The sequence below is a fragment of the Mesorhizobium sp. M0207 genome (assembly GCF_040321995.1).
Taxonomy (GTDB): Bacteria; Pseudomonadota; Alphaproteobacteria; order Rhizobiales; family Rhizobiaceae; genus Mesorhizobium.
In genome coordinates this window covers 149,045-175,038 of record NZ_JAMYSQ010000012.1, presented here as the reverse complement: position 1 = coordinate 175,038, position 25,994 = coordinate 149,045, and the positions used below count along the sequence as shown (strand labels likewise).

Below are 25,994 nucleotides of genomic sequence, written 5' to 3'. Positions count from 1 at the left end.
GTGGTGCTCCCCGTCTTGGGGGCCTCTGTCTGGGGGGGGGGGCGGTTTTGGGGCCCCCCCAAAAACTGGGGGGTTCCCAAAACCTTCGGGCGCCGTTTTTGCCCGGGGCCCCCCGAGCCGGAAAGTTGAGATCGTGGACCGGGATAGCCGTCAGCTCACGCCGGCAAAAGTTCCTCGCATGAGCAGATCCGGCAGATAGCTTGCCGGCTTACCGCCAACCGCCTGCCCACCGGTCAGGCCGCCTTGTATTTCAGGGCCGAAGAACGAATACGGAAAGGGCGTGACCGGCCGGCTCACCGCATCGAGCCGTGCCCGAAGATCTTCGGGAATGTCGAAATCAAGCGCGCCGAGATTGTCCTTGAGCTGGTCAAGCCTGGTGGCGCCGACGATGACGGACGCAATGCCTGGCCTGTTTGCCGTCCAGTTCAGGGCGACCTGGGCCATGCTGCGGCCGAGCTGGCCGGCAACCCTCTCCAGTTCGGCGACGATTTGCCAGTTGCGATCGGTGAATTTCTGGAAACCGGGATTGGTCGAACCACGCATTGTCTCCAGCCGGCCACCATCTTTGACGATTGTATCGAAACGGTATTTTCCGCTGAGCAGGCCACTGGCCAATGGACTCCAGACCATGATTCCAGCGCCATAGCGCGTGCCGAACGGCACGAACTCGTGCTCGATGTTGCGCTCGGCCAGCGAATATTCGAGCTGAAGCGCCGAAACCGGTTCATAGCCGCGATGCTCGGCGACGGCCTGCGCCCGGCTTGCGTACCAGGCCGGCACGTCGGACAGACCGACATGCCGGATCTTTCCGGCGCGCACCAGATCGTCCAGCGTCCGCATCACCTCCTCCGGCGGCGTCAGCCTGTCCCAGGTATGGAGGATGTAGAGGTCGATGTAGTCGGTGCCGAGCCGCTTCAGCGAACCGTCTATCGCCCGCAGGATGTTCTTGCGGCCGTTGCCCCCGGCGTTCGGGTTGCCCGGTTCGGCGTTGTAGGTGAATTTGGTACTGATCACCGCCTTGTCGCGCAGCCCACGCTCGGCGATGAATTCGCCGAGCCAGGTTTCGGCCGTGCCACCGGTATAGAGATCGGCGGTATCGAAGAAATTGCCACCGGCTTCGACATAGGCATCAACCAAGGCGCGTGCGGTTTCCTTCTCCGCGCCCCAGCCCCATTCCGTGCCGAACGTCATGGTGCCGAGCGCCAGGCGGGTGACACGCAGCCCGCTGTTGCCGAGCGTGTAGTAGGACATGGTCATGATTTCTCCTGAAGTTTGAAAAGCGGGATTGAGGTCTTGCCTGGGATACGCAGTCAGGCCTTGGCCAGAGCATCGACCACCACCTGGAAGCGGCGCGGATCGAAATAGTCGTGGTAGGCGCTGATCAGACCGCTCTTGAAGTGGAAAATCGCGATATTGCTGTTGGTGTATTCAGTGCCGCCGATCAGCACCGCGCGGTTCTTGTACTCAACGACGATCGCGTCCGAATCCGCTGCCGGATAGATGGCTGTCAGCTGCGAATCGAAGGATTCGAAATTACCGAAGAGGCCTCGGAAGGCCGCCAGGATCGCGGCCTTACCATCGATGCTGTTTCCAAATCCTGCCGGCGGGTAGAAGACAAGTATCCGGCCATCTTCAGCCCAAAGGTCGCCCCATGCCTCAATGTCCTTGCTGTGCATCAGATCAAAGAATTTACGCACGGTCTCGAGATTACGGGTTCGTTCGGAATCGAGGTCGGTCATTAGACGTCTCCTTGGCTGCTCGGCGATTGCCGTGTGATGCAGCCAAAGATGCGCCCTCCTTTCCCCGCCGATAAGATTGCATTATGCGAATGGACTATGCGATATCATGCATGAATGGACCGCGATCTGCTTAGCCACTTACCTGTAATCGTTGCCGTCGCGCGACGTGGCGGCTTCGCGCCGGCAGCCGCCGAGCTCGGCATGAGCCCGTCAGCGGTCAGCCATGCGGTTCGGCTGGTAGAGGAGCGAATCGGCCAGCCGTTGTTTGCCCGCACCACGCGCAGCGTCTCGCTGACCGAGGCTGGCACCGCGCTTGTCGCTGCGGCGGAGCCGGCGCTGGAAGACATTGCCGACCGGATCGAACGTATCCGCTCTGTCAAAGGCCGGGCAAGCGGACTGCTCAGGATCAACGCGCCGCGTTTGGCGCTGCCTCTGGCGCTGATGCCCATCCTGACGGCGATGGCGGAACGTTACCCTGACGTGACGGTGGAGATCGTCACCGACGAACGTCTGAGCGATATCGTCGGCGAGGGTTTCGACGCCGGCATCCGGCTGGGCGAGATGATCGTCGAGGATATGGTGACGGTGCGACTGACAGGGCCTTTCCGCAGCATCATCGTTGCCTCGCCGGCCTATGTCGGCGGGCGCGGGCGGCCATGGGCGTTGGCCGATCTCGCCGCGCACAACTGCATCGGCTATCGGCTGTTGCGATCACGTGCGCTCTATCACTGGGATCTATCCGATCAGGGCAAGGATATCAGCGTCGAGACACGCGGCAGCGTGGTCGTCAGCGATCCGCTGTCGGCAAGGGAAATGGCGCTTGCCGGCATCGGCCTCGCCTATCTGTTCGAGCCGCTTGTCAAGCCTGACATCGAGGCAGGCCGGCTGGTTGAAGTCCTTGGCGAGGCATCGATCGAGGAACCGGGACTGTTCCTCTATTTCCCGCGCCGCGCCGCGATGGCCCCGAAGCTCCGCGCCTTCATCGACACCGTGCAAGAAATCGGCCGGGCATCCTCGCGGATACCCGGCCGAAAAAAGCCTTTCAAACGAATAGTTACTTCTTGACCGCTGCCGCGACTTCCGCCGCGAAATCGGTCTCTTCCTTCTCGATACCCTCACCGAGCGCGAAGCGCAGATAGGCAGCGATTTTGGCTGGCGCGCCTATTTCGCTCTCGGCATCCTTCAGCGCCTTCTCGACGGTAATGTCGGGATTGAGCACGAAAGCCTGCTTGAGCAGCACGACCTCTTCATAGAACTTGCGCAAACGGCCTTCGACCATCTTCTCGATGATCGCTTCCGGCTTGCCGGACTGGCGCGCCTGGTCGGCGAAGATCGCCTTCTCGCGTTCCACTGCGGCCGGATCGAGCTCTTCGGTGGTCAGGGCCATCGGATTGGTGGCAGCGACATGCATGGCAACCTGACGGGCGAAGGCGTTGGCGGCATGCGCGTTGCCTGTCGTCTCGATGGCCACCAGCACGCCGAGCTTGCCAAGGCCGTCGGCGACCGCATTGTGAACGTAGGTTGCGACAGCGCCGTGCTCGACGGTGAGCTTGGCCGAGCGGCGGAAGCCCAGATTCTCGCCGATGGTGCCGACAGCGTCCTTGATGGTCTCGGCGACCGACTTGCCCGAGCCCGGATAGGGAGCGGCGGCAACGGCCTCGGTCTTGCCGCCATAGGCAAGCGCGACCTTCGCGACATTGGCGACGATCTCCTGGAACGCAGCATTGCGGGCAACGAAGTCCGTCTCGGAATTGACCTCGACGATCGCTGCCTCGCGGACGCCGGAATCTACGCCGATCAGGCCTTCGGCAGCGGTACGGCCAGCCTTCTTGTCGGCCTTGGAAATGCCCTTCTTGCGCAGCCAGTCGATGGCTTCTTCCATATTGCCGTTGGTCTCGTTCAACGCCGCCTTGCAGTCCATCATGCCCGCGCCGGTCAAGTCGCGGAGTTCTTTGACCTGTGCAGCCGAAATGCTCATTGTCGCCTCTTTGTCTAAATGCACTGACGCACCATCGATTTTCGATGATGCGCCTGGTGCCGGTAGCGCTTACCGCGCCAACATATTGGAAAGATGAACGCCGCAGCCGGCCTTCGCTACTATGCTTCCGGGGTCTGGGCTGCCGGGCTCTCGGCGGCCGGGGTCTGATCGAGCGCCGGCTCGACCGGAGCCTCGACCGATGCGCCGATATCGACACCGAGCGCGCCCTGCTGACGGGCGATGCCGTCGATAGCTGCCTTGGCGATCAGATCGCAATACAGCTGGATGGCGCGGGCCGCGTCGTCATTGCCGGGGATCGGGAAGTCGATCTTGTCCGGGTCGCAGTTGGAATCGATGATGGCAACGACCGGGATGCCGAGACGCTTGGCCTCGAGAATGGCGATCGCTTCCTTGTTGGTGTCGATCACGAACATCAAATCGGGCGTCGAACCCATATCCTTGATGCCGCCCAGCGCCTTGTCGAGCTTCTCACGCTCGCGGTCGAGGTTGAGGCGCTCCTTCTTGGTCAGGCCCTGAGCCTCGCCGGCCAGCATTTCGTCGAGCTTGCGCAGGCGCTGGATGGAATTCGAGATCGTCTTCCAGTTGGTCAGCATGCCGCCGAGCCAGCGCGAGTTGACATAGTACTGGGCCGAGCGCTGCGCGGCATCGGCGACGATGTCGGAGGCCTGGCGCTTGGTGCCGACGAACAGCACGCGGCCGCCCTTGGCAACAGTGTCGGAAACCTGCTTCAGCGCCTGGTGCAGCAAAGGCACCGTCTGCGAGAGGTCGATGATGTGTATGTTGTTGCGGGCGCCGTAGATATAGGGCGCCATTTTCGGGTTCCAGCGGTGGGTCTGGTGGCCGAAGTGAATGCCAGCTTCCAATAGCTGGCGCATGCTGAAATCAGGCAGAGCCATTCTTATTTCCTTTCCGGTTAGCCTCCACGGACACAGGCATTTTTGGACTTTGTCCTCGAACGCCACCGGAGGTTTCAGCCGGATTTCTCCCGGGCAGACACCAAAGTCCGTGTGTGGAATGAGCGCGCATATAGAGGGGAAGCGCGACAAACGCAAGCGCTGTGGCGTCTTGCGGCTCAGCGTGCGGCGATCAGCGCACCGGTGTCATTGTCGCATTTTCCCCTTCGGCACCCGCACACGCCGGAAAACAGCGACGATCTCCTCGCGGGTGCATTCGATGGCGCCTAGCCGCACTGCGCGGTCGCGCTCGAACCCGGTTATGTCATAATGCGGTGCCGATGTCTTCGGCGGTCCTTGGTAGGACGCGCGCTTGATGCCGAGCTGCCCGGCAAAGCGATGCAGCTCGTCGGTGTCGTCTGCCAGCAGATGACACCAGCGGTGGCCGATCCATTTCCAGATCGCCGCATCGACATAGACCGCCATGAGATTTGCCGCACTCCTTCATCTTGCGCCGACCAACACGCCGCTAACGATGATAGAAGGGATTGGCATAGAAAATGAAGCCGCCACCGGCCTCGAGTTGCGTCATCGTCCTGGTGACGGTCTCCTGCATCCGGTCGTGCAGTTCGGCGAGTGTCTCCTCGACGGAGCCTTGATAGGCGTGCAAGCCTAGCGGCTCCGGTACCCGGACATAGGCGCGGCGTGGGCCTGCCGGCTGCGGCACGAAACGGTTGATCGTATCGCGCAGCGTACCCTTGCAATAATCGTTGCGGATCCGCTTCAAATGTTCGGCGATCTCCTCCTGCGTGATGCGCGGGTTGGCTGAAGCCCACGGCCCGACACGCTGCAGGCGCTGGATCGCATCTGCCAGCGTTCGGACCTGCTTCTGGCTTCCGCTGCCATCCGTGCTTTCCCGCAGCCAGCGCCGCGAACGGCGCAAAAGGTCGGCATTGTCGAGCGTGCCGGCGTCGACCGAGACAAGTTCGGCAAGGCGACGGCCGAGTTCGGTCAGCAGGTCCTTTTGACGTGCGTCATACGAAGCCCGCTCATCGGACCGCAGGCCATATGCAGCCTCATCGCGCGACAGCAACGTCGCATAGATATGATGGATGCGCTCCGGCAGCGAATCGGCGGCACGGCGTTCGATTTTCAGGCTGTGCTCGACATAGGCGCATTCCTTTGCCAGCGCTGCCTCGACATTCCCCGTGAAAGCAAGCTTCCAGATCACGGGCGCGATCCAAACCTTGAAATCCGGATCCGTCAGGCGGCCGCGCTTCAACGCCTCGAACCCCATTTCGACCGCGCCCGGCAGCAGCGGGGCAATGATGTTGGCATGCCAGCCGACACCGCCTTCGGGATGCAGGAGCACGCCGTGCCCCTTCAGCGCCCAGGCCACCGAATGTTCCTTGGCGGCCGCGCTGTTGCCCGGGATTTGCGCGATCAGATTGTTGGCCAACCAGAATTTCTGCATCAGCCGGCCAAGCCCGTTGACGACGCCGTGCGTGGCCCAGGATGCCGCCAGCGGGCTTACCCGCGAGACGACCTCCTTGTCGATCATCCAGTCGGTAAAGAATTCAGGATGGTTGGGCGTGATGAACGTCGCCTTGCCCGCGCCGCAACAAGCCTTCAGCCTTTGCCGGTCATCCTCCGGAAAATCGATGTGGCGGACATTGGCGACGCCGCGCAAACCGGCCAGACGGTTGAATGGCAACAGGTCGCGAAACCCCGGAATGCCGTGCAGCATGACAATCCGGTTGACGAATGTCATAGCGTTGATCAGTGTCGCATTGGGCCGCGGCGCCACAAAAACGTCGATCCTGCTCAACCTGCTCCCCCGCGGCGCATACCGTAATAAAACGTTGATAGGCAATTGCGGCATGCTCAAGTCGATGCGACTTGCCCCGCAAGATTAAGCGCTACTATCCCGGATAGCGGCCGGCGGCTTGCCGTTCACTCGAGCTTATTTAGACGGGCAGGTCTTAGGCTGATCGAACAGTGACAGATTGACCAATTTGCCGGTCATCGAGAACTCGCCATAGTCCATGACGAGATCGCGCGTGATGCCGTTCTTGTGCAGCTTGAAGCTGATCCGGTATTCCGGCACCTCCTCGCCGCCTTTGTCGGCATCATCGAAATAGGCGATGTCGACCGGCCAGTATTTGTCGGTGGCGAGCTTGGCCAGCGCCGGCGCTTCCGGATCGGCATTGTCGGCATCGGCTTGCTTGCCGACGACGACGGTGGTGGTCACCACCTTGTTGGCGTCCTCAGAGCCGTCGAACAGGTTGGTTTCGTAGAAACGCTCGCCCTTTTCCGCCTTGCCGATCATTTCGACCATTTGCTGGGTCGGGAACTGGGTCGGCGCGAGTTCCAGGCTGTTCTTCTCGGGCTTGTCGATATCGACCTTGAGACCGTTGGCTTCCTTCGTTGCGGTACCCTTGACCTCCTTGTCGAGGTTCTGGTCGACAAAGGATTTGTTGACGAAGGAGAAGGTCTTGCCCTCGGCATCCTCGAAGGTGGTCATCTGCTGGTCGGTCAGCCTTGTGTTGTCGCTGGTTACGATCTGGGTCACCAAACGGAACTTTACCGTATAGCCCTCGCAAGGCGAGCCGTTGAACTCGTAGACCATGCGGCCGGTGATGCCGGTGATGCCGGAACGGTCTGAGGCCTTGTCGAGTGAAATGTCGTAAACAGCACGATGCGCCTGCAGCGCAGGCACGGCAAAAGCGGGAGCCGCCCAGGAAGCCGCTGTCAAGAGAACGGCGTTGAATGCAAGGCGCGTTGCGCGCATGGGGTGCTCCGATCATCGCGGCTAGTGGCAAGCCGCATGGAAAGATGGTCCAGCTTAAAAAAAGTCGTGGCGGAAGCGAGGCAAAAATAGCAATTTCGGCCCGGCCTGCGCGGCACCTTCAAGCAATAGGGAAATAGCATGAGCGAAACAATCGAAAAGCGGCTAAGCGATCTCGGCGTGACGCTGCCGGCCGCCGCCGCGCCCGCCGCCAATTACGTGCCCTATTGCCGGACCGGCAATCTGCTGTTCACCGCCGGGCAGTTGCCGCTCAAGGAGGGCAAGCTCCAGGCGAGCGGACTGCTTGGCCGCGATGTCGACACCGCGACCGGCAAGGAAGCCGCAAAATACTGTGCGATCAACATCTTGGCCCAGGCTCAGGCGGCACTTGGCGATCTCGAGAAAATCCGTCGCTTGGTGAAGATCACTGTCTTCGTCGCCTCGGCACCGGATTTTGTCGAACAGCATCTGGTTGCCAACGGCGCCTCGGATTTTCTCGCCGCCGTGCTCGGCGATCGTGGCAAGCACGCTCGCTCCGCCGTCGGCACCGCCTCCCTGCCGCTTAATGCCGCAGTGGAAATCGAAGCGATCTTCGAAGTCGAATGACCGGGACTGCAACCATGACCGATCTTTCCTGGCTGACCGCCCGGCCCGTCGCCCATCGCGGCCTCCACGACATGAACAAGACGCGCTGGGAGAACACCCTTTCCGCCTTCGCTGCGGCGGCCGAGCGCGGCTACGCGATCGAATGCGATGTGCACCTGTCATCCGACGGCGTCCCCGTTATCATCCACGATGGCGATCTGCGGCGGCTGACCGGCGAGGACGGCTTCGTCTGGCAGCGTACGGCTGCAGAGATCACGGCGCTGAAGGTCGGCGGCACCGCCGACCATTTGCCGACGCTGCAGCAGGCGCTTGATCTGGTCGACGGCCGTGTGCCGATGGTTGTCGAACTGAAAGGTGCTGCCGGGCATGACGAAGGCCTGGTCGAAAGCGTCGGCAAGATGCTCAAGCATTACAAGGGCAAGACCGCGATCATGTCGTTCGACCATTGGCTGATCCGCGAGTTCCCGAAATATGCACCCGGCATACCCGGCGGGTTGACCGCCTACGGCAACGACAACCACCTGATCGAGGCGCATTTCGCCATGCTGGCGCATGACATCGCCTTCACCTCCTACGCTGCCGGCGACCTGCCGAACCGGTTCGTCTCCTTCGTGCGAGAGAGACTCGGTATGCCGGTGATCACCTGGACCGTGCACGACCAGCCTGCCGTCGACCTGACCTTCAAATATGCCGACCAGATGACGTTCGAAGGATTCGAGCCCGATCTGGTACGGCTTGCCTGAGCGGGCTTGTATGGGTCCGCAGCGAGCTTAAGTAAGCCTCATGGATCAAGGGGACGACTGTGAAAGACAAACGGCGAATGCGGAGCTGTCGATCCGCATCGCCGCGGGCATCGGCGCCTTTACCAGCGCTGAATGGGACAGCCTCGGCGGCACTACACGCGGCGATGCAGAATACGGCTACAACCCGCTTGTCTCATTCGCTTTTTTGAGCGCGCTGGAAGATTCCGGCTGCGCTGTTCGGCGCACAGGCTGGCAAGGCCATCACCTCAGGCTGGAAACCGCGCGAGGCATGTTGCTCGGAGCGGTCCCCTGCTATCTGAAGTCGCACAGCCAGGGCGAATATGTCTTCGACCATGGCTGGTCGGACGCGTTCGAACGCGCCGGCGGGCGCTACTATCCGAAGCTGCAATGCGCGGTGCCGTTCACACCCGTCACCGGCCCTCGCCTGCTGGTCGGCAGGGGCGAGGACATCCCCACCGTCAAGGCCGGTCTTGCGACCGGCCTGAAGGCGGTGACGGATAAGCTCGGCGTGTCTTCCGCGCATGTTACTTTCGCGCCGGAGGACGACGTCCAGGTATTGGCGGCGGCCGGCTTCCTGCATCGCACCGACCAGCAGTTTCACTTCTTCAACGAAGGCTTTTCGAGCTACGACGATTTTCTCACAACGTTAGCCTCGCGCAAGCGCAAGGCAATGAAGAAAGAGCGGCGCGAGGCCCTCGCCGACGGCATCTCGATCGACTGGCTGACCGGCAAGGATCTGACCGAAAAGGCCTGGGACGACTTTTTCGCGTTCTACATGGATACCGGCAGCAGGAAATGGGGCCGGCCCTACCTCAACCGCGATTTCTTCTCACTTATCGGCGAACGCATGGCCGACGACATCCTGCTGGTCATGGCCAAACGCAGCGGGCGCTACATTGCAGGTGCCATCAACTTCATCGGTTCAGACGCGCTCTACGGCCGCAATTGGGGCTGCATCGAGGACCACCCGTTCCTGCATTTCGAGGTCTGCTACCATCAGGCGATCGATTTCGCCATCTCGCGCAAGCTGAAGGTGGTTGAAGCCGGTGCGCAGGGCGAGCACAAGCTGGCGCGCGGCTACCGGCCCGTGACGATGCATTCGGCGCACTACATCGCCCATCCAGGTCTGCGCAATGCAGTGGCCGACTACCTCCAGCGCGAGCGGCGCGAAGTCGAGCGGATGAGCGAATATCTGGAAGAGCACACCCCGTTCCGCAAGGACATGGCGGAGTAGAGTAGCGAGCCCCAATCGCTCAGCCGAGCGGGCCGGCACGGCCGATGTCGACCGATCGTCTTGCCCGCCCGGAACAGCTTCGCTACACGAGACAGCGAGCCAAGAACCGGAGCGCGCGCCATGGCCGAAGCAACCTATGACAGCAGCAACATCTTCGCCAAAATCCTGCGCGGAGAAATCCCTTCGCACCGCGTCTACGAGGATGACGCGGTCATTGTCTTCATGGATGTGATGCCGCAAGGACAGGGTCACACGCTGGTGGTGCCGAAAGCGCCGTCGCGCAACCTGCTTGACGCGGATCCGGCGGTGCTTGGCCCGCTCTTCGCTCACGTCCAGAAAGTTGCGCGGGCCGTAAAGAAGGCCTTCGATGCCGATGGCGTCACGGTTATGCAGTTCAACGAACCAGCTTCGGGGCAGACTATCTTTCACCTTCACGTCCATGTCATTCCGCGCTTCGAGGGCATTCCCCTGAAACCGCACAGCGGACAGATGGAAAAGCCTGAAGTCCTGGCCGAAAACGCCGGCAAGATACGGATGGCGCTGGCAAGCTGAACCGGTGCAACCGCTCTGGCGGGCGCCGGGCGGTTAACCGGAAGGTGTCACAAAAAAAGCCCCGTTTCCGGGGCTTTTTTACTGGCTGGTTCGTCAGTTCTTACGCGGCAGTTGCGGCACAAGGCTGCGCTTGCCACCATCCTTGCCTTTCGGCTCCGGCTTCGGCGCCACCGCCTTTTTCGCGGCGGGCTTCTTCGCCACGGCCTTCTTGGCCTTCGGCACGTCGTCCGGCTCTTCCTTCTTCGGCTTCACCGGCGCCTCGTCGGCGAGCGATTCGAGCTTCAGGCCGGTCTCGCCGGTTTCCTTCTTCTCGACGGTGACACGTACCGTGCCGCCCTTCTTGAGCTTGCCGAACAGCACCTCGTCGGCCAGCGGCTTCTTGATGTGCTCCTGGATGACACGGCCAAGCGGCCGGGCGCCCATGCGCTCGTCATAGCCCTTGTCGGCCAGCCATGCGATCGCCTCCTGCGACAGGTCGAATGTCACGCCGCGCTCGGAAAGCTGCGCTTCCAGCTGCATGACGAACTTCTGCACCACCTGATGGATGACCGGCACCGGCAGCGAGCCGAACGGAATGATCGCATCGAGACGGTTGCGGAACTCCGGCGTGAACAGCCGGTTGATCGCTTCGACATCGTCGCCTTCGCGCTTGGTCGAACCGAAACCGATGGCCGCGCGCTGCGCATCGGACGCGCCCGCATTGGTGGTCATGATCAGGATGACATTGCGGAAGTCGATCTGCTTGCCGTTATGGTCGGTCAGCTTGCCGTGGTCCATGACCTGCAACAGGATGTTGAACAGGTCCGGATGCGCCTTCTCGACTTCGTCCAGCAACAGCACGCAATGCGGATGCTGGTCGACGCCGTCGGTCAGAAGGCCGCCCTGGTCGAACCCGACATAGCCGGGAGGGGCACCGATCAGCCGCGAAACGGTGTGGCGTTCCATATACTCCGACATGTCGAAGCGGATCAGCTCCACGCCGAGCGACGCGGCGAGTTGCTTGGCCACTTCCGTCTTGCCGACACCGGTCGGACCCGAGAACAGGTACGAGCCGATCGGCTTTTCCGGTTCCCGCAGGCCGGCCCGCGCCAGCTTGATGGCCGAGGTCAGCGCTGTGATCGCGGTGTCCTGGCCGTAAACGACGCGCTTCAACTCGATGTCGAGGCCTTGCAGCACCTTCTCGTCGTCGGCGGAAACTGTCTTCGGCGGGATGCGCGCCATGGTGGCGATCGTCGCTTCGATCTCCTTGATGCCGATGGTCTTCTTGCGCTTGGCTTCCGGCACCAGCATCTGCGAGGCGCCGGTCTCGTCGATCACGTCGATCGCCTTGTCCGGCAGCTTGCGGTCGTTGATGTAACGCGCCGAGAGTTCGACCGAAGCCTTGATCGCCTCGCTCGTGTAGCGGACCTTGTGGAACTCCTCGAAATAGGGCTTGAGGCCCTTCATGATCTCGATGGCGTCCTCGACGGTCGGCTCGTTGACGTCGATCTTCTGGAAGCGCCGCACCAGCGCGCGGTCCTTCTCGAAGAACTGACGGAACTCCTTGTAGGTGGTCGAGCCGATGCAGCGGATCGCGCCCGAAGACAGCGCCGGCTTCAACAGGTTCGACGCATCCATGGCGCCGCCGGAGGTGGCCCCTGCCCCGATCACGGTGTGGATTTCGTCGATGAACAGCACGGCGCCGGGATAATCCTCGAGCTCCTTGACGACCTGCTTCAGCCGCTCCTCGAAATCGCCGCGATAGCGGGTGCCGGCCAGCAACGTGCCCATGTCGAGCGCGAAGATGGTGGCATTGTGCAGCACTTCGGGAACGTCGCCCTCGACGATGCGCTTGGCGAGGCCTTCGGCGATTGCCGTCTTGCCGACGCCAGGATCACCGACATAGAGCGGGTTGTTCTTGGAGCGGCGGCACAGCACCTGGATGGTCCGGTTGATCTCGCTCTCGCGACCGATCAATGGATCGATCTTGCCGGCCTTGGCCTTGTTGTTCAGGTTGACGCAATAGGCAGTCAGCGCGTCCTGCTGCTGCTTCTTCTTGCCGCCTTCCTCTTGCGGCTCGGCTCCGCTCTGGCTGCCTTGCTCGTCGTCGGCGCCGCGCGGCGTCCGCGTCTCGGAAGCGCCGGGGCGCTTGGCGATGCCATGCGAGATGTAGTTGACCGCGTCGTAGCGGGTCATCTGCTGTTCCTGCAGGAAGTAAGCGGCGTGGCTCTCGCGCTCGGCGAAGATGGCGACGAGCACGTTGGCGCCGGACACTTCCTCGCGGCCTGACGACTGCACATGGATCACCGCGCGCTGGATGACGCGCTGGAAACCGGCAGTCGGCTTGGAATCTTCATCGTAGCCGGTGACGAGGTTGTCGAGCTCGGTGTCGATATAGGTGAGGACCGTATGCTTCAACTCGTCGAGATCGACGTTGCAGGCACGCATGACAGCGGCCGCCTCGGTGTCGTCGATCAGGGCGAGCAGCAAATGTTCAAGGGTTGCATATTCATGGTGCCGCTCATTGGCGAGCGTCAGCGCTTGGTGAAGCGCCTTTTCCAGGCCTTGGGAGAAAGCCGGCATGTTACCTCACTTCTTCTCCATCACGCATTGCAGCGGATGCTGATTCTGTCGGGCGAAATCCATGACCTGAGACACTTTGGTCTCGGCCACCTCGAATGTATAGACCCCGCACTCGCCCACCCCATGATTGTGAACATGAAGCATTATGCGTGTGGCGGCTTCGCGGTCCTTCTGGAAAAAGCGCTCCAGCACGTGGACCACGAATTCCATGGGTGTGTAGTCGTCGTTAAGAATGAGGACCCGATACAGACTGGGCTTCTTGGTCTTGGTTTTTGTGCGCGTGATGACGGCCGTGCCGCGACCGGCCTCATTGCCGTTGCTGCCGTTCTGCATTCGCACCACGTAGCTCGTGGCAGTCAAACCTATAGTCACGTAGTCCTGCCTCTTTCGAATCCTCATGCATGCTCGACATGTAGGTGTTCGATGGACGATTTTAAGCCCTTCTGTTTAGCTGACAATATGGCTAGGTGGCCAAACTTGACCGATTTTTCAAATCGTGAAGACCGCAGGCCCCCGATTTCGAGCCGGCATGAAAAAACCCGGCCGCGCGTTTGCGACCGGGTCTGTCTTTGCAAGCCCAAGGGCCGGCTCGGAATGTTCGTCGAATTTACTTCGCCTTGGCGACGATCGATTCGAACGGCTTGTAAGCTTCCTTGGCGAGTTCGGCATAGAGATCGCCAAGCTTGGTGGCCTCGGTGACGAAGCTCTCATAGGACTGCTTGGCATAGTCGGACTGGATATCGATCGCCTTGTCCAGCGACTTGGCGGAAAAGAGCTTCTCGACAGCGGCGCTACCGGCTTCGAAGCTTTTCTTGGTGTACTCACCCGCCTCGGCGGCGATAGCCTGCGCCCCCTTGGACAGCGAGGCGAAGCTCTTCAATCCGGTGTCCGCAAATTCCTTGCCGTATTTGCTGAAATCTTCATAGGTCTGGGTCATTTCACGCATTCCCTTGAACGGTTGCCTTGGACGATAGACGCGGCTTGTCCGGGCCGCGTTGTGCAATGCGTGTAAATATATTGTGCAGTGCACAAAAGTCAAGATTCCCGCTGCAATGCGGATCGTGAGCTGCCGGCAATCGCTAAGATTCGAATAAAGAGAAGCTCAATCCCACAGAAAATGGTGAACGCGGCGGTTACCATAAACGGATTGGTAACGCTGCCCGCGTTAGCGTGGCCGGAGGTGAGGCAGGACCCTTTGCCGCCTCCAAGGCAACGGAAATTCAAAGGAACTATCAGTGCGTAAGGCGTTGTCGGGCTTCGTTTCCAAATCCGCGTCCCCCCTCAAAACGATCATGATCCTCGCCATGGCGATGAGCTTCGTCGTCGCGGACGCGGCCTCATCCATGGCGGCCAAGTCGGCGGCCATCGTCATCGATGCCAAGACCGGCAAGGTGCTTTATTCGTCGGATGCCGATGGCCGGCGCTATCCGGCTTCGCTTACCAAGATGATGACGCTCTATCTGACGTTCGAGGCGTTGGCGAAGGGCAGGATCAGCAAGAATTCCCCGGTCGTGTTCTCGGCCAATGCCGCTGCCGAACCGCCGACGAAGCTCGGCGTCAAGCGGGGCGGCTCGGTCACGGTCGAGACCGCGATCCTGTCGATGGTGACCAAATCGGCAAACGATTCCGCAACGGCGCTTGGCGAGATGCTCGGCGGCAACGAAGCCAATTTCGCCCGCATGATGACCGCCAAGGCGCGGGCGCTGGGCATGAGGGGAACCGTTTTCCGCAACGCCAACGGCTTGCCTGATCCCGGCCAGTTCACGACCGCGCGCGACATGGCGATGCTCGGCATCGCCCTGAGAGAGCATTTCCCCCAATACTACGGCTATTTCTCGCAGCGCTCCTTTCTTTACGGGCGGCAGCGCATCAACGGCCACAATCGTCTGCTCGGACGCATCAAGGGCGTCGACGGCATCAAGACCGGTTACACCCGCGCCTCCGGTTACAATCTGGTCTCCTCGGTCTCGGATGGCGATCGGCGCATCGTAGCGGTGGTCATGGGCGGCAGGTCCGGAGGCAGCCGCGACAGCCAGATGGCCGGGTTGATCAATGCCTACATGCCGCAGGCGTCGTCGCGCGGCGGCGGCGTGCTGATTGCCAAGGCCGGCGGCGGCAATCCGATTTCAGCCTTGGCCAAGGTGCTTCTACCGAAGCATGACGCGCCGACACCGGACAGTAAGCCGGACGACGATGCCGTTGCCTCTCTTGTCGAGGAAAATGCGCCCATCGTCGAAGAGACCGCTCCGGTCGTTCAGGCCAAGAGGGTCAAGACGGCGGCTGTGTCGACGGTGGACGACGTGGCGACAGCCCGGGTCGCCGCAGCCTATGCCGAACCGGCGGCAGAGGTCGATCCGGTCAGCACGGCGTCGGTGCCATCCGGCTGGGCAATACAGGTCGCCTCTTCGCCAAAACAGGCCGAAGCGAAGGCTTTCCTCGACAAGGCGACGAAGCAGGCGCCCTCCGTTCTGACCGATGCCTCCGGTTTCACCGTCGCCTTCGACAAGGACGGTGTCACCTACTACCGCGCCCGGTTCGGTGGTTTCGGTTCGAAGACGGCTGCCTGGAAGGCCTGCAACGCTTTGAAAAAGAAGAAGATCGAGTGCTACGCCGTCCATCAGTAAGCGGCGCGCGAAACGATATCTTTCCCGAAGTTCTGCGTCGAAGGAGACTAGTTGTGATTGGAGAGCAAGACGTCCTTGGCTTCATTGATCCGCGCCGCCAGGAAAGACGTGCCACCGATATCGGGGTGCAGGCGCTGCATCAGGCGGCGGTGCGCCTTGCGGACATCCGCCGCGGCAGCCCCCGCTTCAAGACCAAGGATCTTGTAGGCCTCCTCCTTAGTCATGGCGCCAGAACCTGGCGCAACACCCAGCCCTTCGCCACCATTCGCATCAGCGTCTTTGCGCCAGATGGGAAATCTGCCGTCAAGATACGTCTCTAGCAATTGGCGGCTCTCCGGATCGCCGGAGAGTTCGCGATAGAGTTGCTGCAATTCGGCAAGCCCCATCGAGCCAAGCATCTTGCCTTCATGGCGCCCGGCCAGCACAAGGCCTTCGAGGCCGCCGGTATCGTGATCGAGTTCCATCTCAAGCGCCGCCGTACGAACTGTCGAACGCTTGCCTGCCGCCAGTTTGGCTGCCGGCCGATTCATGCGCATGGAGCCGTACCAGGCGAGCGCAGCCGACAGGATCAAGCCCCCGATGCCCTCGCGCCCGACCAGCAGCACGGCGACGCCGACCAGCGCGAGCAGCACAGGTCCAAGCGTCCTCATGCCGCCTGCAAGCTTCGCCGGATCGGCGCGCAGGAAGATGGTGAGCATGCCGAGAAACACCAGAAGCAATGCTACGAAAGCGATAATCGCGCCCATCAGTTTCCGCCGCCCCGCATATGCTCGATCATCAGTCGGTCCTCCGGCCTGCCCCGGGCCTCCAGTGCCTTCAGCCCGCCGGTCGCAAACACGGCGACGGACGAAAGCAGGCCGGCCAACGTCGCGGCAGCCCGCCGATCGAACCGGAACCAGGCCCCTTTCGACAGCCGCGCAATTTCCTTGAACGCCTTTTCCGCAGCGGCATCATGGCCCTCCTGAAAGACGAAGACAGGAACGCCGTGCAGACCGAGGCTGCCGGCCTTTTCGGCCAGATCATCTATGTTTTCTTCCATCGCGTCGCCGATATAGACCAGCGCGTTGACCTTGGCCGCCGCCGTCTGTTTCAGCGCGTGGGCGAGCACCTTGCCGATCTGGGTATGGCCGCTGCGGCAGTTGATGCGCGTCATCAGCTGTTTCAGAGCTGCGGTATCGGTGACGAATGCGGATGAGCGGCACTCGCCAAGGCCGCGAAAATAGACAAGTTGAACCTTGAGCGCCCCGGCCTTGCCGACGGCGTCGAACATCTCGGCCTGCAGCGCACAGGCGAGATCCCAGGTCGGCTGGCGGCTCATTGTCGCGTCGAGGGACAGGATCAGCCTGCCTGAACCGGTGGCGGATGCAGCGAGCGTCCTTGCCTGACGGAGAAACGCGTCGATCTCGCCGGTGCTCGATTGAGACTCGACCGGCGCAGGATTGGCCCTTGCAGGCACGGGCTGCTTCTTGTCGCTCATGACATTCAAGATGTGGCGTTGTTCCCCGGCTTGCAAGCCCAGATGGGGCGACCTGGAGGACCTGTGATGATGGCACCTGCGGACAGCGCTTCGGCTGGTGGTCTTGGCGTTGCGTTTCTCGGCGTCAGAGCAGGCCGAGATCGGCAAGCTCACGCCTGAGCTTCGGCGGCATCTCGATCAGCCCGGCTTTGCCCTTGCCGAGATCGGCCGGCGCGTCCGCCGGCTTCAGGTAGCGCCACCCCTGGAATGCACGGCGCGGTTGCCAGTCAGTGCGCACGACCTCGGGATCGAGGATCAGATGGCAACGGCCGATGCCCTCGTCATCGGTGAAGGGCCGGATTTCGGTGATCAGCTGGCGGCATTGGACATTGCCCTTGATCACCCAGTAGAGCGAGCCGCCGTCGGTAATCTCGGCGCCACGCGTCGGCACCATGCGGGTGGTGTGGTAGTGCTCGGCCGGTTCGCCGGCGCGGCGCCGCTCGTCGAGACGGAAGGCAATCCACTCTTCCAGATCCTCGACGCTGTCACAGCCGACGCAAAGCTTTATGAGATTGAGAGACATCGTTTAAGGTTTAGTCCAGCACGCGAACGCGTCAACGGCCTGATCGACTTCTCCACAGTGGTGGTCCATGCCGCCAGATTGGCGCTCAGCACTCCACGACATTGACGGCCAATCCGCCAAGGCTGGTTTCTTTGTACTTTTCGTTCATGTCGAGGCCGGTCTGGCGCATCGTCTCGATCGCGGCATCGAGCGGCACGAAATGAACGCCGTCGCCCTTGATGGCCAGCGAAGCGGCGGTCACCGCCTTGACGGCACCAAGCGCGTTGCGCTCGATACACGGCACCTGCACCAGGCCGCCGACCGGATCGCAGGTCATGCCGAGATGATGTTCCAGCGCGATCTCGGCAGCATTCTCGACCTGCTCGGGCGTGCCGCCCATGACGGCGCACAATCCCGCCGCAGCCATTGCCGAAGCCGAACCGACCTCGCCTTGGCAGCCGACTTCCGCCCCCGAGATCGAAGCATTGGTTTTGATGATGCCGCCGACGGCCGCCGCCGTCAGCAGGAAATCGCGAATGCTGGGCTGGTCGGCTTCGGGATGGAAATGCAACCAGTAGCGCAGCACTGCGGGCAGAGTGCCGGCCGCCCCATTGGTTGGCGCGGTGACGACACGGCCGCCGGCAGCGTTCTCCTCATTGACCGCCATCGCATAGATCGACAGCCAGTCGTTGGCGAGCAGCGGGTTAGGCCGGTTCTGCTGCCATTGCTCCTGCAGCTTGTCGTGCAGCATCCGGGCACGGCGGCGCACCTTGAGTCCGCCCGGCATGATGCCGTCTTGCGACAGGCCGCGCTCGATGCAGCCCTTCATGGCGCTCCAGATGCCGTCGAGGCCGGCGTCGAGCTCCCCGCGCGACATCTGTGTCTCCTCGTTGACGCGCTTCATCTCGGCAATGGAAAGCCCGCTTTTCGCTGCCATGGACAGCATTTCGACGGCGTTCTTGAACGGATACGGAACCTTCTTGCCTTCGGTTGTCGCCGAGCCCCTCGCCTTGATCCGCTGCAGTTCTTCCTCGGACACTACGAAGCCGCCGCCGATCGAATAGTAGACGCGCCTCAGCAGCAACCGGTCGCCGGCATCATGGGCAGAAAAGGCCATGCCATTGGCGTGACCCGGCAGCGGCGTCTTGCGATCCAGCACAAGATCCGTTGCCGGGTCGAAACGGTAGGACGGATGGCCGGGCGGCGAAATCCGCTTCTCGGCGGCGATGCCAGCGACGATGCCGTCTGCTAGGTCGGGATCCACCGTCTGCGGCGTCTGGCCGGCGAGGCCGAGCACCACGGCACGATCGGAGCCATGGCCGATGCCGGTATAGGCGAGCGAGCCATGCAGGCTGGCAGCGATCCGGTCGACCTTGGCGCCGGCCGGGCGCGGCCAGTCGTCTCCCGCAATCTCGTCGAGAAACCGCCGCGCGGCCGTCATCGGCCCCATCGTGTGCGAACTCGATGGGCCGATGCCGATCTTGAACAAGTCGAAAACCGAAAGGAACACGTGGGCGTTTTCTCCTGGGACCCTGTTGAGGTCTACATATAGGAATTCCCATGATGTTTTCCGCTGTTTTGAAGATTGCGGCGCTGCGCCTGCCGACCTTGTTTGCTCCGGCAGCGACATTCCACCTTCGGCCATCGAAGCATTACTGCCGCCTGTGGTAAAAGCAACGCATGAGCGATTCCTTTCACCTATCGACGGCCGACCTTGCGGCGCTGGGGTTCTTCCTTGCCGCGTGGGTGCTGCATACGCTCGCCGCCGATGGAATGCTGGTCAGCCGCATGTCGCTGACGAGGGCTATGAACACGCAGCGCGAGGCCTGGATGCGGACCATGGCCGAACGCGAGATCCGCATCGTCGACACCGCCATCATGAGCGGGCTGCAACAGGGGACCGCCTTCTTTGCCTCCAGTTCGCTGATTGCGATCGGCGGCTGTTTTGCCCTGCTCGGCGCCTCCGATCAGGTTCTGACCGTGCTGAGCGACCTGCCGTTTGGCGCCACGTCCTCACGCGCAGCCTTCCAGACGAAGGTGCTCGGGCTGGTGCTGATCCTGGCCTTTTCCTTCTTCAAATTCGGCTGGGCTTACCGGCTGTTCAACTATTGCTCGATCCTGATCGGCGCCGTGCCGATTCCGCATGGCGAGGCGTCGCGCAATCCGGTCACCGAAACGGCGGTGTGGCGTGCCGCGCGCATGAACATGTTGGCCGGAAAGCATTTCAATTCGGGCCTGCGCGGCGTGTTCTTCTCGATCGGCTATCTCGGTTGGTTCGTCGATCCCGCGGTGTTCGTCCTGTCGACGCTGCTGCTCCTGGCGGTGCTGGTGCGCCGGCAGTTTTTCTCCGCGGCGCGACAAGCAGTGCTCGGTCAGCCGCCCGGCCCAACATCCGGCGCCGGAAAAGGCCGGTCTATCCGGCCTGACAGCCAGTAGGCAATCAGCCCGATCCATTCACGGGTCGCGATGGTTGTGGTCTGCAGTGCTTCGTTGGCATCTGTGCGGAACAGGCCGATGCCTTCCTTGCCGGAGGTGCGGTAGTCGACCGGCCACGGAACCGTCGGAAAGCCGGCTTTGTCGAACAGCGCCTTGGCGCGCGGCATGTGGAAGGCCGAGGTCACCAGCAGCCAGGTCTCGCCCGGTTTTGGCGTGATCAGTTGCTTGGTGAAGACCGCATTCTCGTAGGTGTTGCGTGATTTGCCCTCAAGGACCAGCCGATCGGCCGTCACGCCGAGCGCAGTGAACAGGCGTGGAGCTGTCGCCGCATCGCCCTCGTCTTCGCGGACCATTGCAATGGGGCCACCTGAAATGACGACCCTCGCTGTCGGAAAACGCCGTGCCAGCACGGCTGCCTCGACCAATCGGTCGCCACTGGCGTTGAGTTCATAGCCACCGCGGACGAAGTTGATGGCGCTCTCCATACCGCCGCCGAGCACAACGATTCCGTCAACTCGTTCCGGCAGCGGTGGCTTGGGGAAACGCTCCTCGAGCGGATTAAGCATCACTGCGCCGAGCGAGGTCCACGCCGAGAGTGCAAGGACAAGGAATGCCAGCACGCTGCCGGTGGCAAACAGCCTCTTGCGCCCGACCAATGCCGCAAGCAATCCAGCCAGCAGCAGGATGATCGCGAGATTAAGCGGCTGGACGAAGAGCCACAGAGCCTTGGAGACATAGAAGAACATCCCTCACCCCTCAGATGAGAAACGATCCTACCACCATTTTTCCGGCTGAAATGTGCCGGCCGCCTGTTCGATGACGTGGGCGGTCTGGAACAGCGTTTCCTCGTCGAAAGGCCGGCCGATCAGCTGCAGGCCGAGCGGCAGCCCCTTGGCGTCGAGCCCGGCTGGAACCGCTATACCGGGCAAGCCGGCCATGTTCACCGTCACCGTAAAAATGTCATTGAGATACATCTTGACCGGGTCGGCGGCCATGTCCTCGTCGGCGATGCCGAAGGCAGCGGAAGGTGTTGCCGGCGTCAGGATGACGTCGACGCCTGCTGCAAACACATTTTCGAAGTCACGCTTGATCAGGGTTCGAACCTTCTGCGCCTGCAGATAGTAGGCATCGTAGTAGCCGGCGGAAAGCACATAGGTGCCGATCATGATGCGGCGCTTGACCTCCCGCCCGAAGCCGGCGGCGCGGGTCTTTTCATACATGTCGACAATGTCCTTGCCGGGCACGCGCAAGCCATAGCGGACGCCATCGTAACGGGCGAGGTTGGACGAGGCTTCGGCCGGCGCCACGATGTAATAGGCCGGCAGCGCGTATTTTGTGTGCGGCAGCGAGATATCGACGATCTCGGCGCCGGCATCCCGCAGCCAGGCAATGCCTTTCTGCCACAGCGCCTCGATCTCCGCGGGCATGTCGTCGACACGATATTCCTTTGGGATGCCGACCTTCATGCCTTTGATCGGGCGGCCGATCGCCGCCTCGTAGTCCGGCACCGGCAGGTCGACGGACGTCGTGTCCTTCGGGTCGACCGAAGCCATCGACTTCAACAGGATCGCGGCATCGCGGACGTCGCGCGCGATCGGCCCGGCCTGGTCGAGCGAAGAGGCGAAAGCTACGATCCCCCAGCGCGAGCAGCGGCCATAGGTCGGCTTGATGCCGACTGTGCCAGTGAAGGCGGCGGGCTGGCGGATCGAGCCGCCGGTGTCGGTGGCGGTGGCGCCGGCGCACAGGAAGGCCGAGACCGCTGATGCCGAGCCTCCGGACGAACCGCCCGGCACCAGTTGGGCATTGTCCAACGTGCGCGCGGTCCTGGTGCCGCCCGCCGAAACGAAGCCGCCCTCGCCCTGATGTGTCGTCGGCATCACCACCGTGTCGAGGCGCGAACGCCGCCACGGGTTGATGACCGGCCCGTAATGCGAGGTCTCATTGGACGAGCCCATGGCGAACTCGTCCATGTTGAGCTTGCCGAGCATGACGGCACCATCCGCCCACAGATTGGCGGTGACCGTCGATTCGTAGCGCGGCTTGAAGCCGTCCAGCACATAGCTGCAGGCCTGGGTGTGGACGCCTTCGGTGCCGAACAGATCCTTGATGCCGAGCGGGATACCCTCGAGCGACCTGCCCTCGCCCTTGGCCAGTTTCGCGTCGGAGGTCTTGGCCATGTCGCGCGCCTTGTCGTCGGTGACCACGACGTAGGCATTGAGCGCCGGATTGGCTCGCTCGACCGCCGATAGATAAGCCTCGGTGATTTCGGTGGCTGTGATCTCCCTGGAGCGCAATTTGGCGCGGGCCTGCGAAATCGTCAGCTGGGTAAGGTCGCTCATCAGGCAAGGCTCTTTTCGTAAAACACCGACCACTCGGAATCGGGATAATCCAGTACCGGGCCGCAGCGCGAAAAACCGGCGCGTTCGTAGACGGTCCAGGCGGCGGGATGACGGTCGCCCGTCTCCAGCACCAGACGCTTAAGCCCTTCTTGGCGCGCCAGCGCCTCGATACGCTCGACAATCTTCGCGCCGATCTTGTGGCCGCGATGCGACGGTCGCGTATACATGCGCTTGACCTCGCCTACGACAGCATCGTGGCGCTTCAGTGCGCCGCACCCGATGGCAAGGCCGTTGTCGCGGGCGATGAAGACGGTCGTGTTGCGGTCCGCCATCTGCTCGACCGTCAAGTGGTAGCAATGCTCTGGCGGCGTCAGCTCCAGCAATGTGGCGTTGAGCTCCTCGATCAGCCCACGCACATCGTCCTGCAGCGGCGTCTCAGCCGCGATGTCGATTGCCATCGGCCTGCTACTCCACGACCTTCGGCACAAGGAAGAAATTTTCTTCGGTCGCCGGTGCATTGGCGACGATGTCGGCTGCCTTGCCGCCGTCGGTGACGACGTCCTGGCGCTTTTTCATTGCCATCGGCGTGACCGAGGTCATCGGCTCGACGCCGGAAACATCGACCTCGTTCAACTGCTCGACAAAGCCCAAAATGGCGTTCAATTCGCCGGTCATGCGCTCTGCATCCTCCTCGCTCACCGCAATACGGGCAAGATGCGCGACGCGCTTCACAGTTTTTATATCAACGGACATGTTTGTGCCTCGGGGAAAACCAGCGCTATAGCGGCGCGGCGCGTGCCACGCAACATGCATCGTGCCTTCAACTGCCCTATGGCATCGCCACGCCGTCGCAGAGGAAATAACTGCCGCCGTTGCCGCTCTGCTCGCCTTCGTCGGCGGCAGGCCGAACCGATACCAGGTCGATTTGCTTCGGGCTCATCTGTGTCAGTGAGAGAACATCGGGAAAGACGTAGCCCGGCTCCTGGCATATAGCGGTCACCGCCCAGCTCGGTGAGCGTGTCGCTTTGGTGATCTGCAGGAATTCACAATTATATTCGATGCTTTCCAGGCCATTTGCCGACAGCACGATATTGCCGCCCTCGATCACCGTCTGCAGCGTATCCTTTTTGGCCTGCGCGCAGAGGTCCTCCGATTGCAGATAGACGCCCTCGATGAAATTTTCCGCGGCCAGCGTCGGCGACGCGGCAACCAGCATTGAAATGCAAAGAGAATTTCTCAAGCGCATCGTATCGTTCCGGACCCGGCTTTCTTTACAGCGTAATCGTCTCGCCGATCTTCGGCAACGCAACTTTCACACCCGATCCATCCAGCCCGGCCACGAATTTGTCGGCGGTCTGATCGATCATCGGAAATGTGCCGAAGTGAGCGGGAACGACCGTCTCGAACTTGAAGAAACGCTGGCAGGCAAGGGCTGCTACCGCGCCACCCATGGTGAAGCGGTCGCCGATCGGCACGATGCCGATCTTCGGTTCGTGCAACTCGTTGATCAGCGCCATGTCGGAAAAAATGTCGGTGTCGCCCATATGATAAAGCGTCTTGTCCTCGGGGAAGTGCAGGACGAGCCCGCCCGGATTGCCGAGATAGGTATTCTGGCCGCCTTCGCCCGGAAAGGACGATGAATGCAGAGCCTGAACGAAGGTGGTGGTGAAGCCGCCGCAATCGACGGTGCCGCCGATATTGCCGGGATTGATCTGCTTGTCACCGACACCCTTGCCGACCAGGTACATGCAAATCTCGAAATTGGCGACCAGCATCGCGCCGCTCTTCTTGAGCGCTTCGACCGCGCCGCTGATGTGGTCACTGTGGCCATGGGTGAGCAACACGTGCGTGATCCCTTCGGCCGGCCCTTCCCAGCCGCCCGCCCATGACGGATTGCCGACCAGATAGGGGTCGATGAGGATTTTCGCGCCTTCGATTTCGATTCTGAATGCCGAATGTCCGTACCAGGTCAGTTTCATCAATGCTTTCCTCGATTTTTGCTTCGGTAGAGGATAGAACGCCGACGGCGAAATTAAAGTGCCGCGCACGCTTTGCGCGTATAGGACGTGCGGCGTCGCGGTCAAAGGAAAAGCCGTTGGGCATCATCACCATCGAGGAGTTGCCGGCCCGGCTGGGCGGCGGCAAGACCCTGGCCGGTCTCGACCTTGGCGACAAAACGATCGGCGTGGCGGTTTCGGACCGCGGCTTGTCGTTCGCGCACCCGCGCCCCGTCATCATGCGCAGGAAATTCTCGCTCGATGCCGCAGTGCTGCTCGCCCTGTTGCAGAAGGAGAATGCCGGCGCCGTGGCAATCGGCCTCCCCATCAACATGGACGGCTCGGAAGGCCCGCGCGCCCAAAAATCCCGCGCTTTCGTCCGCAACATGGCTGGATTGACCGATCTGCCGTTCGTCTTTTGGGACGAAAGACTGTCGACGGTGGCGGCCGAGCGAACACTGATCGAGATGGATTTTTCCCGCAAGAAACGCGCCGGCAAGATCGATTCTGCGGCGGCCGCTTTTATCCTCCAAGGTGTTCTCGACCGGCTTCAGGCGCTCGGCGTCGATGCCTGGTCGAAATAGCGGTTGCGCATCGCCGTGATCCAGCCACCAATCGCCTTGCGGCGGCGAAATGCCCAGAACGCCGTCAGCAGCAGCCCATCGAACACGCAAGCTTTCGCCACCATGCCCGGAATAAGCGCCGGATCAACGCCGAGCATCTGTCCATAGAGCTGGAAGACGAGATCGTGTAATTGGCGGCTCAGCATGACATAGCCGAAATTGATGTCGTTGAGCGACAGAAAGAACCAGCCCCAAAACAAGAGGAGCGGAGCCGCCCACAGCGCGAACAAGGTGCGCATCAGCGGTCATCCCTCGAATCCAGCCGGCCGGAAATGCGTGCAAGCGAGGAATTATGCGCCGCTGCCTTGGCCATGACATGCGCGGCCGCTCGGATTTCGCCGTTCCCTGGAACTGCCGCGGCAACGGTCGACCGCCGCTCCGCGAGCACCGCGACATAGGACGCCAGAAGTGCCGCCAATTGCACCGCGACAATCATGAACAGCCCATTGATGCCTTGCGCGGCGCCGCCAATGACGATCAGCGACAGCACGCCCAAGGCGGAAATGAAGGCGATTCGCATGACGCTGTCGGCGGGATCCGGGTTGGTCGTGTCGCTGGTCAGTGCTTCAACAAAGGCCCAGCAGAACAGCACCGCGACGACAAGCAGTGCCACGGCGAGCGGCGCCACGACGACGGCGTTTTCGAGATCGGCAAATCGAGTGTTCTGGACGGGAACGCCCAGTACGCCAAGGGCCGTCGCCACGCCTCGATTCCCGTCGATGCAAATGAACGCCAGCAGGGCGAAAACGGCCGCCCAATGCAATGCCAGAAAAGAGCTCAGAATATGCCGCATGACGCTCCTGCTTCGCAGGGCAAAGCC

At 61.8% G+C, this 25,994-nt stretch carries 30 protein-coding genes; 8 read left to right on the top strand and 22 right to left on the bottom strand.

The window, feature by feature from the left end; all coding sequences use genetic code 11:
* Positions 1–150 precede the first annotated feature (150 nt).
* Together NKJ15_RS18045 and NKJ15_RS18040 are read right to left on the bottom strand one after the other, a co-directional pair.
* Positions 151–1,257 carry an aldo/keto reductase gene (locus NKJ15_RS18045; protein ID WP_352816538.1) on the bottom strand — a complete coding sequence of 369 codons (1,107 nt, stop codon included), beginning with the start codon at positions 1,255–1,257 and terminating at the stop codon, positions 151–153.
* Positions 1,258–1,310: 53 nt separating this feature from the next.
* Positions 1,311–1,739: a nuclear transport factor 2 family protein gene (locus NKJ15_RS18040; protein WP_352540566.1), complete on the bottom strand. Its 429-nt coding sequence runs from the start codon at positions 1,737–1,739 to the stop codon at positions 1,311–1,313.
* 114 nt (positions 1,740–1,853) lie between these two features.
* Between NKJ15_RS18040 and NKJ15_RS18035 the strand changes: the two genes are divergently transcribed.
* Entirely contained in the window at positions 1,854–2,804 is a 951-nt protein-coding gene (locus tag NKJ15_RS18035; protein ID WP_352816536.1) for a LysR family transcriptional regulator, read from the top strand.
* On the opposite strand, the gene tsf is transcribed toward NKJ15_RS18035, so the two are convergent.
* The 5 genes from tsf to NKJ15_RS18010 form a co-directional block, all read right to left on the bottom strand.
* On the bottom strand, positions 2,794–3,717 hold the full coding sequence (gene tsf, locus NKJ15_RS18030) for a translation elongation factor Ts (RefSeq protein ID WP_352471655.1): 924 nt from the start codon (positions 3,715–3,717) through the stop codon (positions 2,794–2,796). The two genes, NKJ15_RS18035 and tsf, sit on opposite strands and share 11 nt — an antisense overlap.
* A 119-nt stretch (positions 3,718–3,836) precedes the next feature.
* Positions 3,837–4,634, bottom strand: a complete 798-nt coding sequence (rpsB, locus tag NKJ15_RS18025; RefSeq protein WP_031211288.1) for a 30S ribosomal protein S2 — start codon at positions 4,632–4,634, stop codon at positions 3,837–3,839.
* A 204-nt stretch (positions 4,635–4,838) separates the two neighbouring features.
* Positions 4,839–5,117 carry a DUF4031 domain-containing protein gene (locus NKJ15_RS18020; protein WP_352816533.1) on the bottom strand — a complete coding sequence of 93 codons (279 nt, stop codon included), beginning with the start codon at positions 5,115–5,117 and terminating at the stop codon, positions 4,839–4,841.
* Between the two features lie 43 nt (positions 5,118–5,160).
* Entirely contained in the window at positions 5,161–6,459 is a 1,299-nt protein-coding gene (locus tag NKJ15_RS18015; protein WP_352816530.1) for a lysophospholipid acyltransferase family protein, read from the bottom strand.
* A gap of 135 nt (positions 6,460–6,594) precedes the next feature.
* On the bottom strand, positions 6,595–7,422 hold the full coding sequence (locus NKJ15_RS18010) for a cell envelope integrity EipB family protein (RefSeq protein ID WP_023674927.1): 828 nt from the start codon (positions 7,420–7,422) through the stop codon (positions 6,595–6,597).
* Between the two features lie 138 nt (positions 7,423–7,560).
* On the opposite strand from NKJ15_RS18010, the gene NKJ15_RS18005 reads away from it, so the two are divergent.
* The 4 genes from NKJ15_RS18005 to NKJ15_RS17990 all read left to right on the top strand — a co-directional run bounded on the left by NKJ15_RS18005 (position 7,561) and on the right by NKJ15_RS17990 (position 10,575).
* On the top strand, positions 7,561–8,025 hold the full coding sequence (locus tag NKJ15_RS18005) for a RidA family protein (protein WP_352448812.1): 465 nt from the start codon (positions 7,561–7,563) through the stop codon (positions 8,023–8,025).
* A gap of 14 nt (positions 8,026–8,039) precedes the next feature.
* Positions 8,040–8,768: a glycerophosphodiester phosphodiesterase gene (locus NKJ15_RS18000; protein WP_023674925.1), complete on the top strand. Its 729-nt coding sequence runs from the start codon at positions 8,040–8,042 to the stop codon at positions 8,766–8,768.
* Positions 8,769–8,808: 40 nt separating this feature from the next.
* Positions 8,809–10,023: a GNAT family N-acetyltransferase gene (locus tag NKJ15_RS17995; RefSeq protein ID WP_352682816.1), complete on the top strand. Its 1,215-nt coding sequence runs from the start codon at positions 8,809–8,811 to the stop codon at positions 10,021–10,023.
* Between the two features lie 120 nt (positions 10,024–10,143).
* Positions 10,144–10,575: an HIT family protein gene (locus NKJ15_RS17990; RefSeq protein WP_352502384.1), complete on the top strand. Its 432-nt coding sequence runs from the start codon at positions 10,144–10,146 to the stop codon at positions 10,573–10,575.
* Between the two features lie 93 nt (positions 10,576–10,668).
* On the opposite strand, the gene clpA is transcribed toward NKJ15_RS17990, so the two are convergent.
* The 3 genes from clpA to NKJ15_RS17975 all read right to left on the bottom strand — a co-directional run bounded on the left by clpA (position 10,669) and on the right by NKJ15_RS17975 (position 14,074).
* Positions 10,669–13,137 (bottom strand): ATP-dependent Clp protease ATP-binding subunit ClpA, encoded by a 2,469-nt coding sequence (gene clpA, locus NKJ15_RS17985; protein ID WP_352613749.1) that lies wholly within the window; start codon positions 13,135–13,137, stop codon positions 10,669–10,671.
* Positions 13,138–13,143: 6 nt separating this feature from the next.
* On the bottom strand, positions 13,144–13,470 hold the full coding sequence (clpS, locus tag NKJ15_RS17980; protein ID WP_023717744.1) for an ATP-dependent Clp protease adapter ClpS: 327 nt from the start codon (positions 13,468–13,470) through the stop codon (positions 13,144–13,146).
* Positions 13,471–13,744: 274 nt separating this feature from the next.
* Positions 13,745–14,074, bottom strand: a complete 330-nt coding sequence (locus tag NKJ15_RS17975; RefSeq protein ID WP_352471661.1) for a phasin family protein — start codon at positions 14,072–14,074, stop codon at positions 13,745–13,747.
* Positions 14,075–14,372: 298 nt separating this feature from the next.
* Here NKJ15_RS17975 and NKJ15_RS17970 point away from each other — a divergent pair, with 298 nt between their 5' ends.
* The gene (locus tag NKJ15_RS17970; RefSeq protein ID WP_352816527.1) at positions 14,373–15,761 is read left to right on the top strand and encodes an SPOR domain-containing protein; all 1,389 of its coding nucleotides are present in this window, start codon (positions 14,373–14,375) and stop codon (positions 15,759–15,761) included.
* A gap of 47 nt (positions 15,762–15,808) precedes the next feature.
* On the opposite strand, the gene NKJ15_RS17965 is transcribed toward NKJ15_RS17970, so the two are convergent.
* The 4 genes from NKJ15_RS17965 to NKJ15_RS17950 all read right to left on the bottom strand — a co-directional run bounded on the left by NKJ15_RS17965 (position 15,809) and on the right by NKJ15_RS17950 (position 19,289).
* Complete coding sequence (locus NKJ15_RS17965) at positions 15,809–16,507, bottom strand: DnaJ domain-containing protein (RefSeq protein WP_352471663.1); 699 nt, start codon at positions 16,505–16,507, stop codon at positions 15,809–15,811.
* The gene (locus NKJ15_RS17960) at positions 16,507–17,238 is read right to left on the bottom strand and encodes a vWA domain-containing protein (protein ID WP_352471664.1); all 732 of its coding nucleotides are present in this window, start codon (positions 17,236–17,238) and stop codon (positions 16,507–16,509) included. Before NKJ15_RS17960 ends, NKJ15_RS17965 begins: the two co-directional genes overlap by 1 nt.
* 124 nt (positions 17,239–17,362) lie before the next feature.
* Complete coding sequence (locus tag NKJ15_RS17955) at positions 17,363–17,800, bottom strand: DUF1489 family protein (RefSeq protein WP_352466463.1); 438 nt, start codon at positions 17,798–17,800, stop codon at positions 17,363–17,365.
* 85 nt (positions 17,801–17,885) lie between these two features.
* Positions 17,886–19,289, bottom strand: coding sequence for an L-serine ammonia-lyase (locus NKJ15_RS17950; RefSeq protein WP_352816524.1), 1,404 nt, complete (start codon positions 19,287–19,289; stop codon positions 17,886–17,888).
* Between the two features lie 170 nt (positions 19,290–19,459).
* Between NKJ15_RS17950 and NKJ15_RS17945 the strand changes: the two genes are divergently transcribed.
* Positions 19,460–20,215 carry a DUF599 domain-containing protein gene (locus NKJ15_RS17945; RefSeq protein ID WP_352816522.1) on the top strand — a complete coding sequence of 252 codons (756 nt, stop codon included), beginning with the start codon at positions 19,460–19,462 and terminating at the stop codon, positions 20,213–20,215.
* On the opposite strand, the gene NKJ15_RS17940 is transcribed toward NKJ15_RS17945, so the two are convergent.
* From NKJ15_RS17940 to NKJ15_RS17915, 6 genes are all read right to left on the bottom strand, one after another.
* The gene (locus NKJ15_RS17940; RefSeq protein WP_352816519.1) at positions 20,152–20,961 is read right to left on the bottom strand and encodes a YdcF family protein; all 810 of its coding nucleotides are present in this window, start codon (positions 20,959–20,961) and stop codon (positions 20,152–20,154) included. The genes NKJ15_RS17945 and NKJ15_RS17940 overlap by 64 nt on opposite strands.
* 27 nt (positions 20,962–20,988) lie before the next feature.
* A complete protein-coding gene (locus NKJ15_RS17935; RefSeq protein ID WP_352816517.1) occupies positions 20,989–22,554 on the bottom strand; it encodes an amidase in 1,566 nt (521 codons plus the stop codon).
* A complete protein-coding gene (locus NKJ15_RS17930) occupies positions 22,554–23,012 on the bottom strand; it encodes a GNAT family N-acetyltransferase (RefSeq protein WP_352502374.1) in 459 nt (152 codons plus the stop codon). The genes NKJ15_RS17935 and NKJ15_RS17930 overlap by 1 nt, the downstream gene beginning before the upstream one ends.
* A gap of 7 nt (positions 23,013–23,019) precedes the next feature.
* On the bottom strand, positions 23,020–23,307 hold the full coding sequence (gatC, locus tag NKJ15_RS17925; protein ID WP_023674910.1) for an Asp-tRNA(Asn)/Glu-tRNA(Gln) amidotransferase subunit GatC: 288 nt from the start codon (positions 23,305–23,307) through the stop codon (positions 23,020–23,022).
* Between the two features lie 76 nt (positions 23,308–23,383).
* Positions 23,384–23,800 (bottom strand): hypothetical protein, encoded by a 417-nt coding sequence (locus NKJ15_RS17920; protein ID WP_352471669.1) that lies wholly within the window; start codon positions 23,798–23,800, stop codon positions 23,384–23,386.
* Positions 23,801–23,825: 25 nt separating this feature from the next.
* The gene (locus NKJ15_RS17915; RefSeq protein ID WP_352816514.1) at positions 23,826–24,533 is read right to left on the bottom strand and encodes a metal-dependent hydrolase; all 708 of its coding nucleotides are present in this window, start codon (positions 24,531–24,533) and stop codon (positions 23,826–23,828) included.
* Between the two features lie 116 nt (positions 24,534–24,649).
* Here NKJ15_RS17915 and ruvX point away from each other — a divergent pair, with 116 nt between their 5' ends.
* A complete protein-coding gene (gene ruvX, locus NKJ15_RS17910) occupies positions 24,650–25,135 on the top strand; it encodes a Holliday junction resolvase RuvX (protein ID WP_352471671.1) in 486 nt (161 codons plus the stop codon).
* On the opposite strand, the gene NKJ15_RS17905 is transcribed toward ruvX, so the two are convergent.
* Positions 25,102–25,413, bottom strand: coding sequence for a DUF6105 family protein (locus tag NKJ15_RS17905; RefSeq protein WP_352816511.1), 312 nt, complete (start codon positions 25,411–25,413; stop codon positions 25,102–25,104). The two genes, ruvX and NKJ15_RS17905, sit on opposite strands and share 34 nt — an antisense overlap.
* Positions 25,413–25,967, bottom strand: a complete 555-nt coding sequence (locus tag NKJ15_RS17900; RefSeq protein WP_352816509.1) for a hypothetical protein — start codon at positions 25,965–25,967, stop codon at positions 25,413–25,415. The genes NKJ15_RS17905 and NKJ15_RS17900 overlap by 1 nt, the downstream gene beginning before the upstream one ends.
* Positions 25,968–25,994: the final 27 nt, after the last annotated feature.

What these genes read in the sequence shown, in the direction of transcription:
- NKJ15_RS18045 (WP_352816538.1), bottom strand. Translation starts at nt 1,257, where the DNA reads ATGACCATGTCCTACTACACGCTCGGCAACAGCGGGCTGCGTGTCACC.
- NKJ15_RS18040 (WP_352540566.1), bottom strand. Translation starts at nt 1,739, where the DNA reads ATGACCGACCTCGATTCCGAACGAACCCGTAATCTCGAGACCGTGCGT.
- NKJ15_RS18035 (WP_352816536.1), top strand. Translation starts at nt 1,854, where the DNA reads ATGGACCGCGATCTGCTTAGCCACTTACCTGTAATCGTTGCCGTCGCG.
- tsf (WP_352471655.1), bottom strand. Translation starts at nt 3,717, where the DNA reads ATGAGCATTTCGGCTGCACAGGTCAAAGAACTCCGCGACTTGACCGGC.
- rpsB (WP_031211288.1), bottom strand. Translation starts at nt 4,634, where the DNA reads ATGGCTCTGCCTGATTTCAGCATGCGCCAGCTATTGGAAGCTGGCATT.
- NKJ15_RS18020 (WP_352816533.1), bottom strand. Translation starts at nt 5,117, where the DNA reads ATGGCGGTCTATGTCGATGCGGCGATCTGGAAATGGATCGGCCACCGC.
- NKJ15_RS18010 (WP_023674927.1), bottom strand. Translation starts at nt 7,422, where the DNA reads ATGCGCGCAACGCGCCTTGCATTCAACGCCGTTCTCTTGACAGCGGCT.
- NKJ15_RS18005 (WP_352448812.1), top strand. Translation starts at nt 7,561, where the DNA reads ATGAGCGAAACAATCGAAAAGCGGCTAAGCGATCTCGGCGTGACGCTG.
- NKJ15_RS18000 (WP_023674925.1), top strand. Translation starts at nt 8,040, where the DNA reads ATGACCGATCTTTCCTGGCTGACCGCCCGGCCCGTCGCCCATCGCGGC.
- NKJ15_RS17995 (WP_352682816.1), top strand. Translation starts at nt 8,809, where the DNA reads ATGGATCAAGGGGACGACTGTGAAAGACAAACGGCGAATGCGGAGCTG.
- NKJ15_RS17990 (WP_352502384.1), top strand. Translation starts at nt 10,144, where the DNA reads ATGGCCGAAGCAACCTATGACAGCAGCAACATCTTCGCCAAAATCCTG.
- clpA (WP_352613749.1), bottom strand. Translation starts at nt 13,137, where the DNA reads ATGCCGGCTTTCTCCCAAGGCCTGGAAAAGGCGCTTCACCAAGCGCTG.
- clpS (WP_023717744.1), bottom strand. Translation starts at nt 13,470, where the DNA reads ATGCAGAACGGCAGCAACGGCAATGAGGCCGGTCGCGGCACGGCCGTC.
- NKJ15_RS17975 (WP_352471661.1), bottom strand. Translation starts at nt 14,074, where the DNA reads ATGACCCAGACCTATGAAGATTTCAGCAAATACGGCAAGGAATTTGCG.
- NKJ15_RS17965 (WP_352471663.1), bottom strand. Translation starts at nt 16,507, where the DNA reads ATGGGCGCGATTATCGCTTTCGTAGCATTGCTTCTGGTGTTTCTCGGC.
- NKJ15_RS17960 (WP_352471664.1), bottom strand. Translation starts at nt 17,238, where the DNA reads ATGAGCGACAAGAAGCAGCCCGTGCCTGCAAGGGCCAATCCTGCGCCG.
- NKJ15_RS17955 (WP_352466463.1), bottom strand. Translation starts at nt 17,800, where the DNA reads ATGTCTCTCAATCTCATAAAGCTTTGCGTCGGCTGTGACAGCGTCGAG.
- NKJ15_RS17945 (WP_352816522.1), top strand. Translation starts at nt 19,460, where the DNA reads ATGAGCGATTCCTTTCACCTATCGACGGCCGACCTTGCGGCGCTGGGG.
- NKJ15_RS17940 (WP_352816519.1), bottom strand. Translation starts at nt 20,961, where the DNA reads ATGTTCTTCTATGTCTCCAAGGCTCTGTGGCTCTTCGTCCAGCCGCTT.
- NKJ15_RS17935 (WP_352816517.1), bottom strand. Translation starts at nt 22,554, where the DNA reads ATGAGCGACCTTACCCAGCTGACGATTTCGCAGGCCCGCGCCAAATTG.
- NKJ15_RS17930 (WP_352502374.1), bottom strand. Translation starts at nt 23,012, where the DNA reads ATGGCAATCGACATCGCGGCTGAGACGCCGCTGCAGGACGATGTGCGT.
- gatC (WP_023674910.1), bottom strand. Translation starts at nt 23,307, where the DNA reads ATGTCCGTTGATATAAAAACTGTGAAGCGCGTCGCGCATCTTGCCCGT.
- NKJ15_RS17920 (WP_352471669.1), bottom strand. Translation starts at nt 23,800, where the DNA reads ATGCGCTTGAGAAATTCTCTTTGCATTTCAATGCTGGTTGCCGCGTCG.
- NKJ15_RS17915 (WP_352816514.1), bottom strand. Translation starts at nt 24,533, where the DNA reads ATGAAACTGACCTGGTACGGACATTCGGCATTCAGAATCGAAATCGAA.
- NKJ15_RS17905 (WP_352816511.1), bottom strand. Translation starts at nt 25,413, where the DNA reads ATGCGCACCTTGTTCGCGCTGTGGGCGGCTCCGCTCCTCTTGTTTTGG.
- NKJ15_RS17900 (WP_352816509.1), bottom strand. Translation starts at nt 25,967, where the DNA reads ATGCGGCATATTCTGAGCTCTTTTCTGGCATTGCATTGGGCGGCCGTT.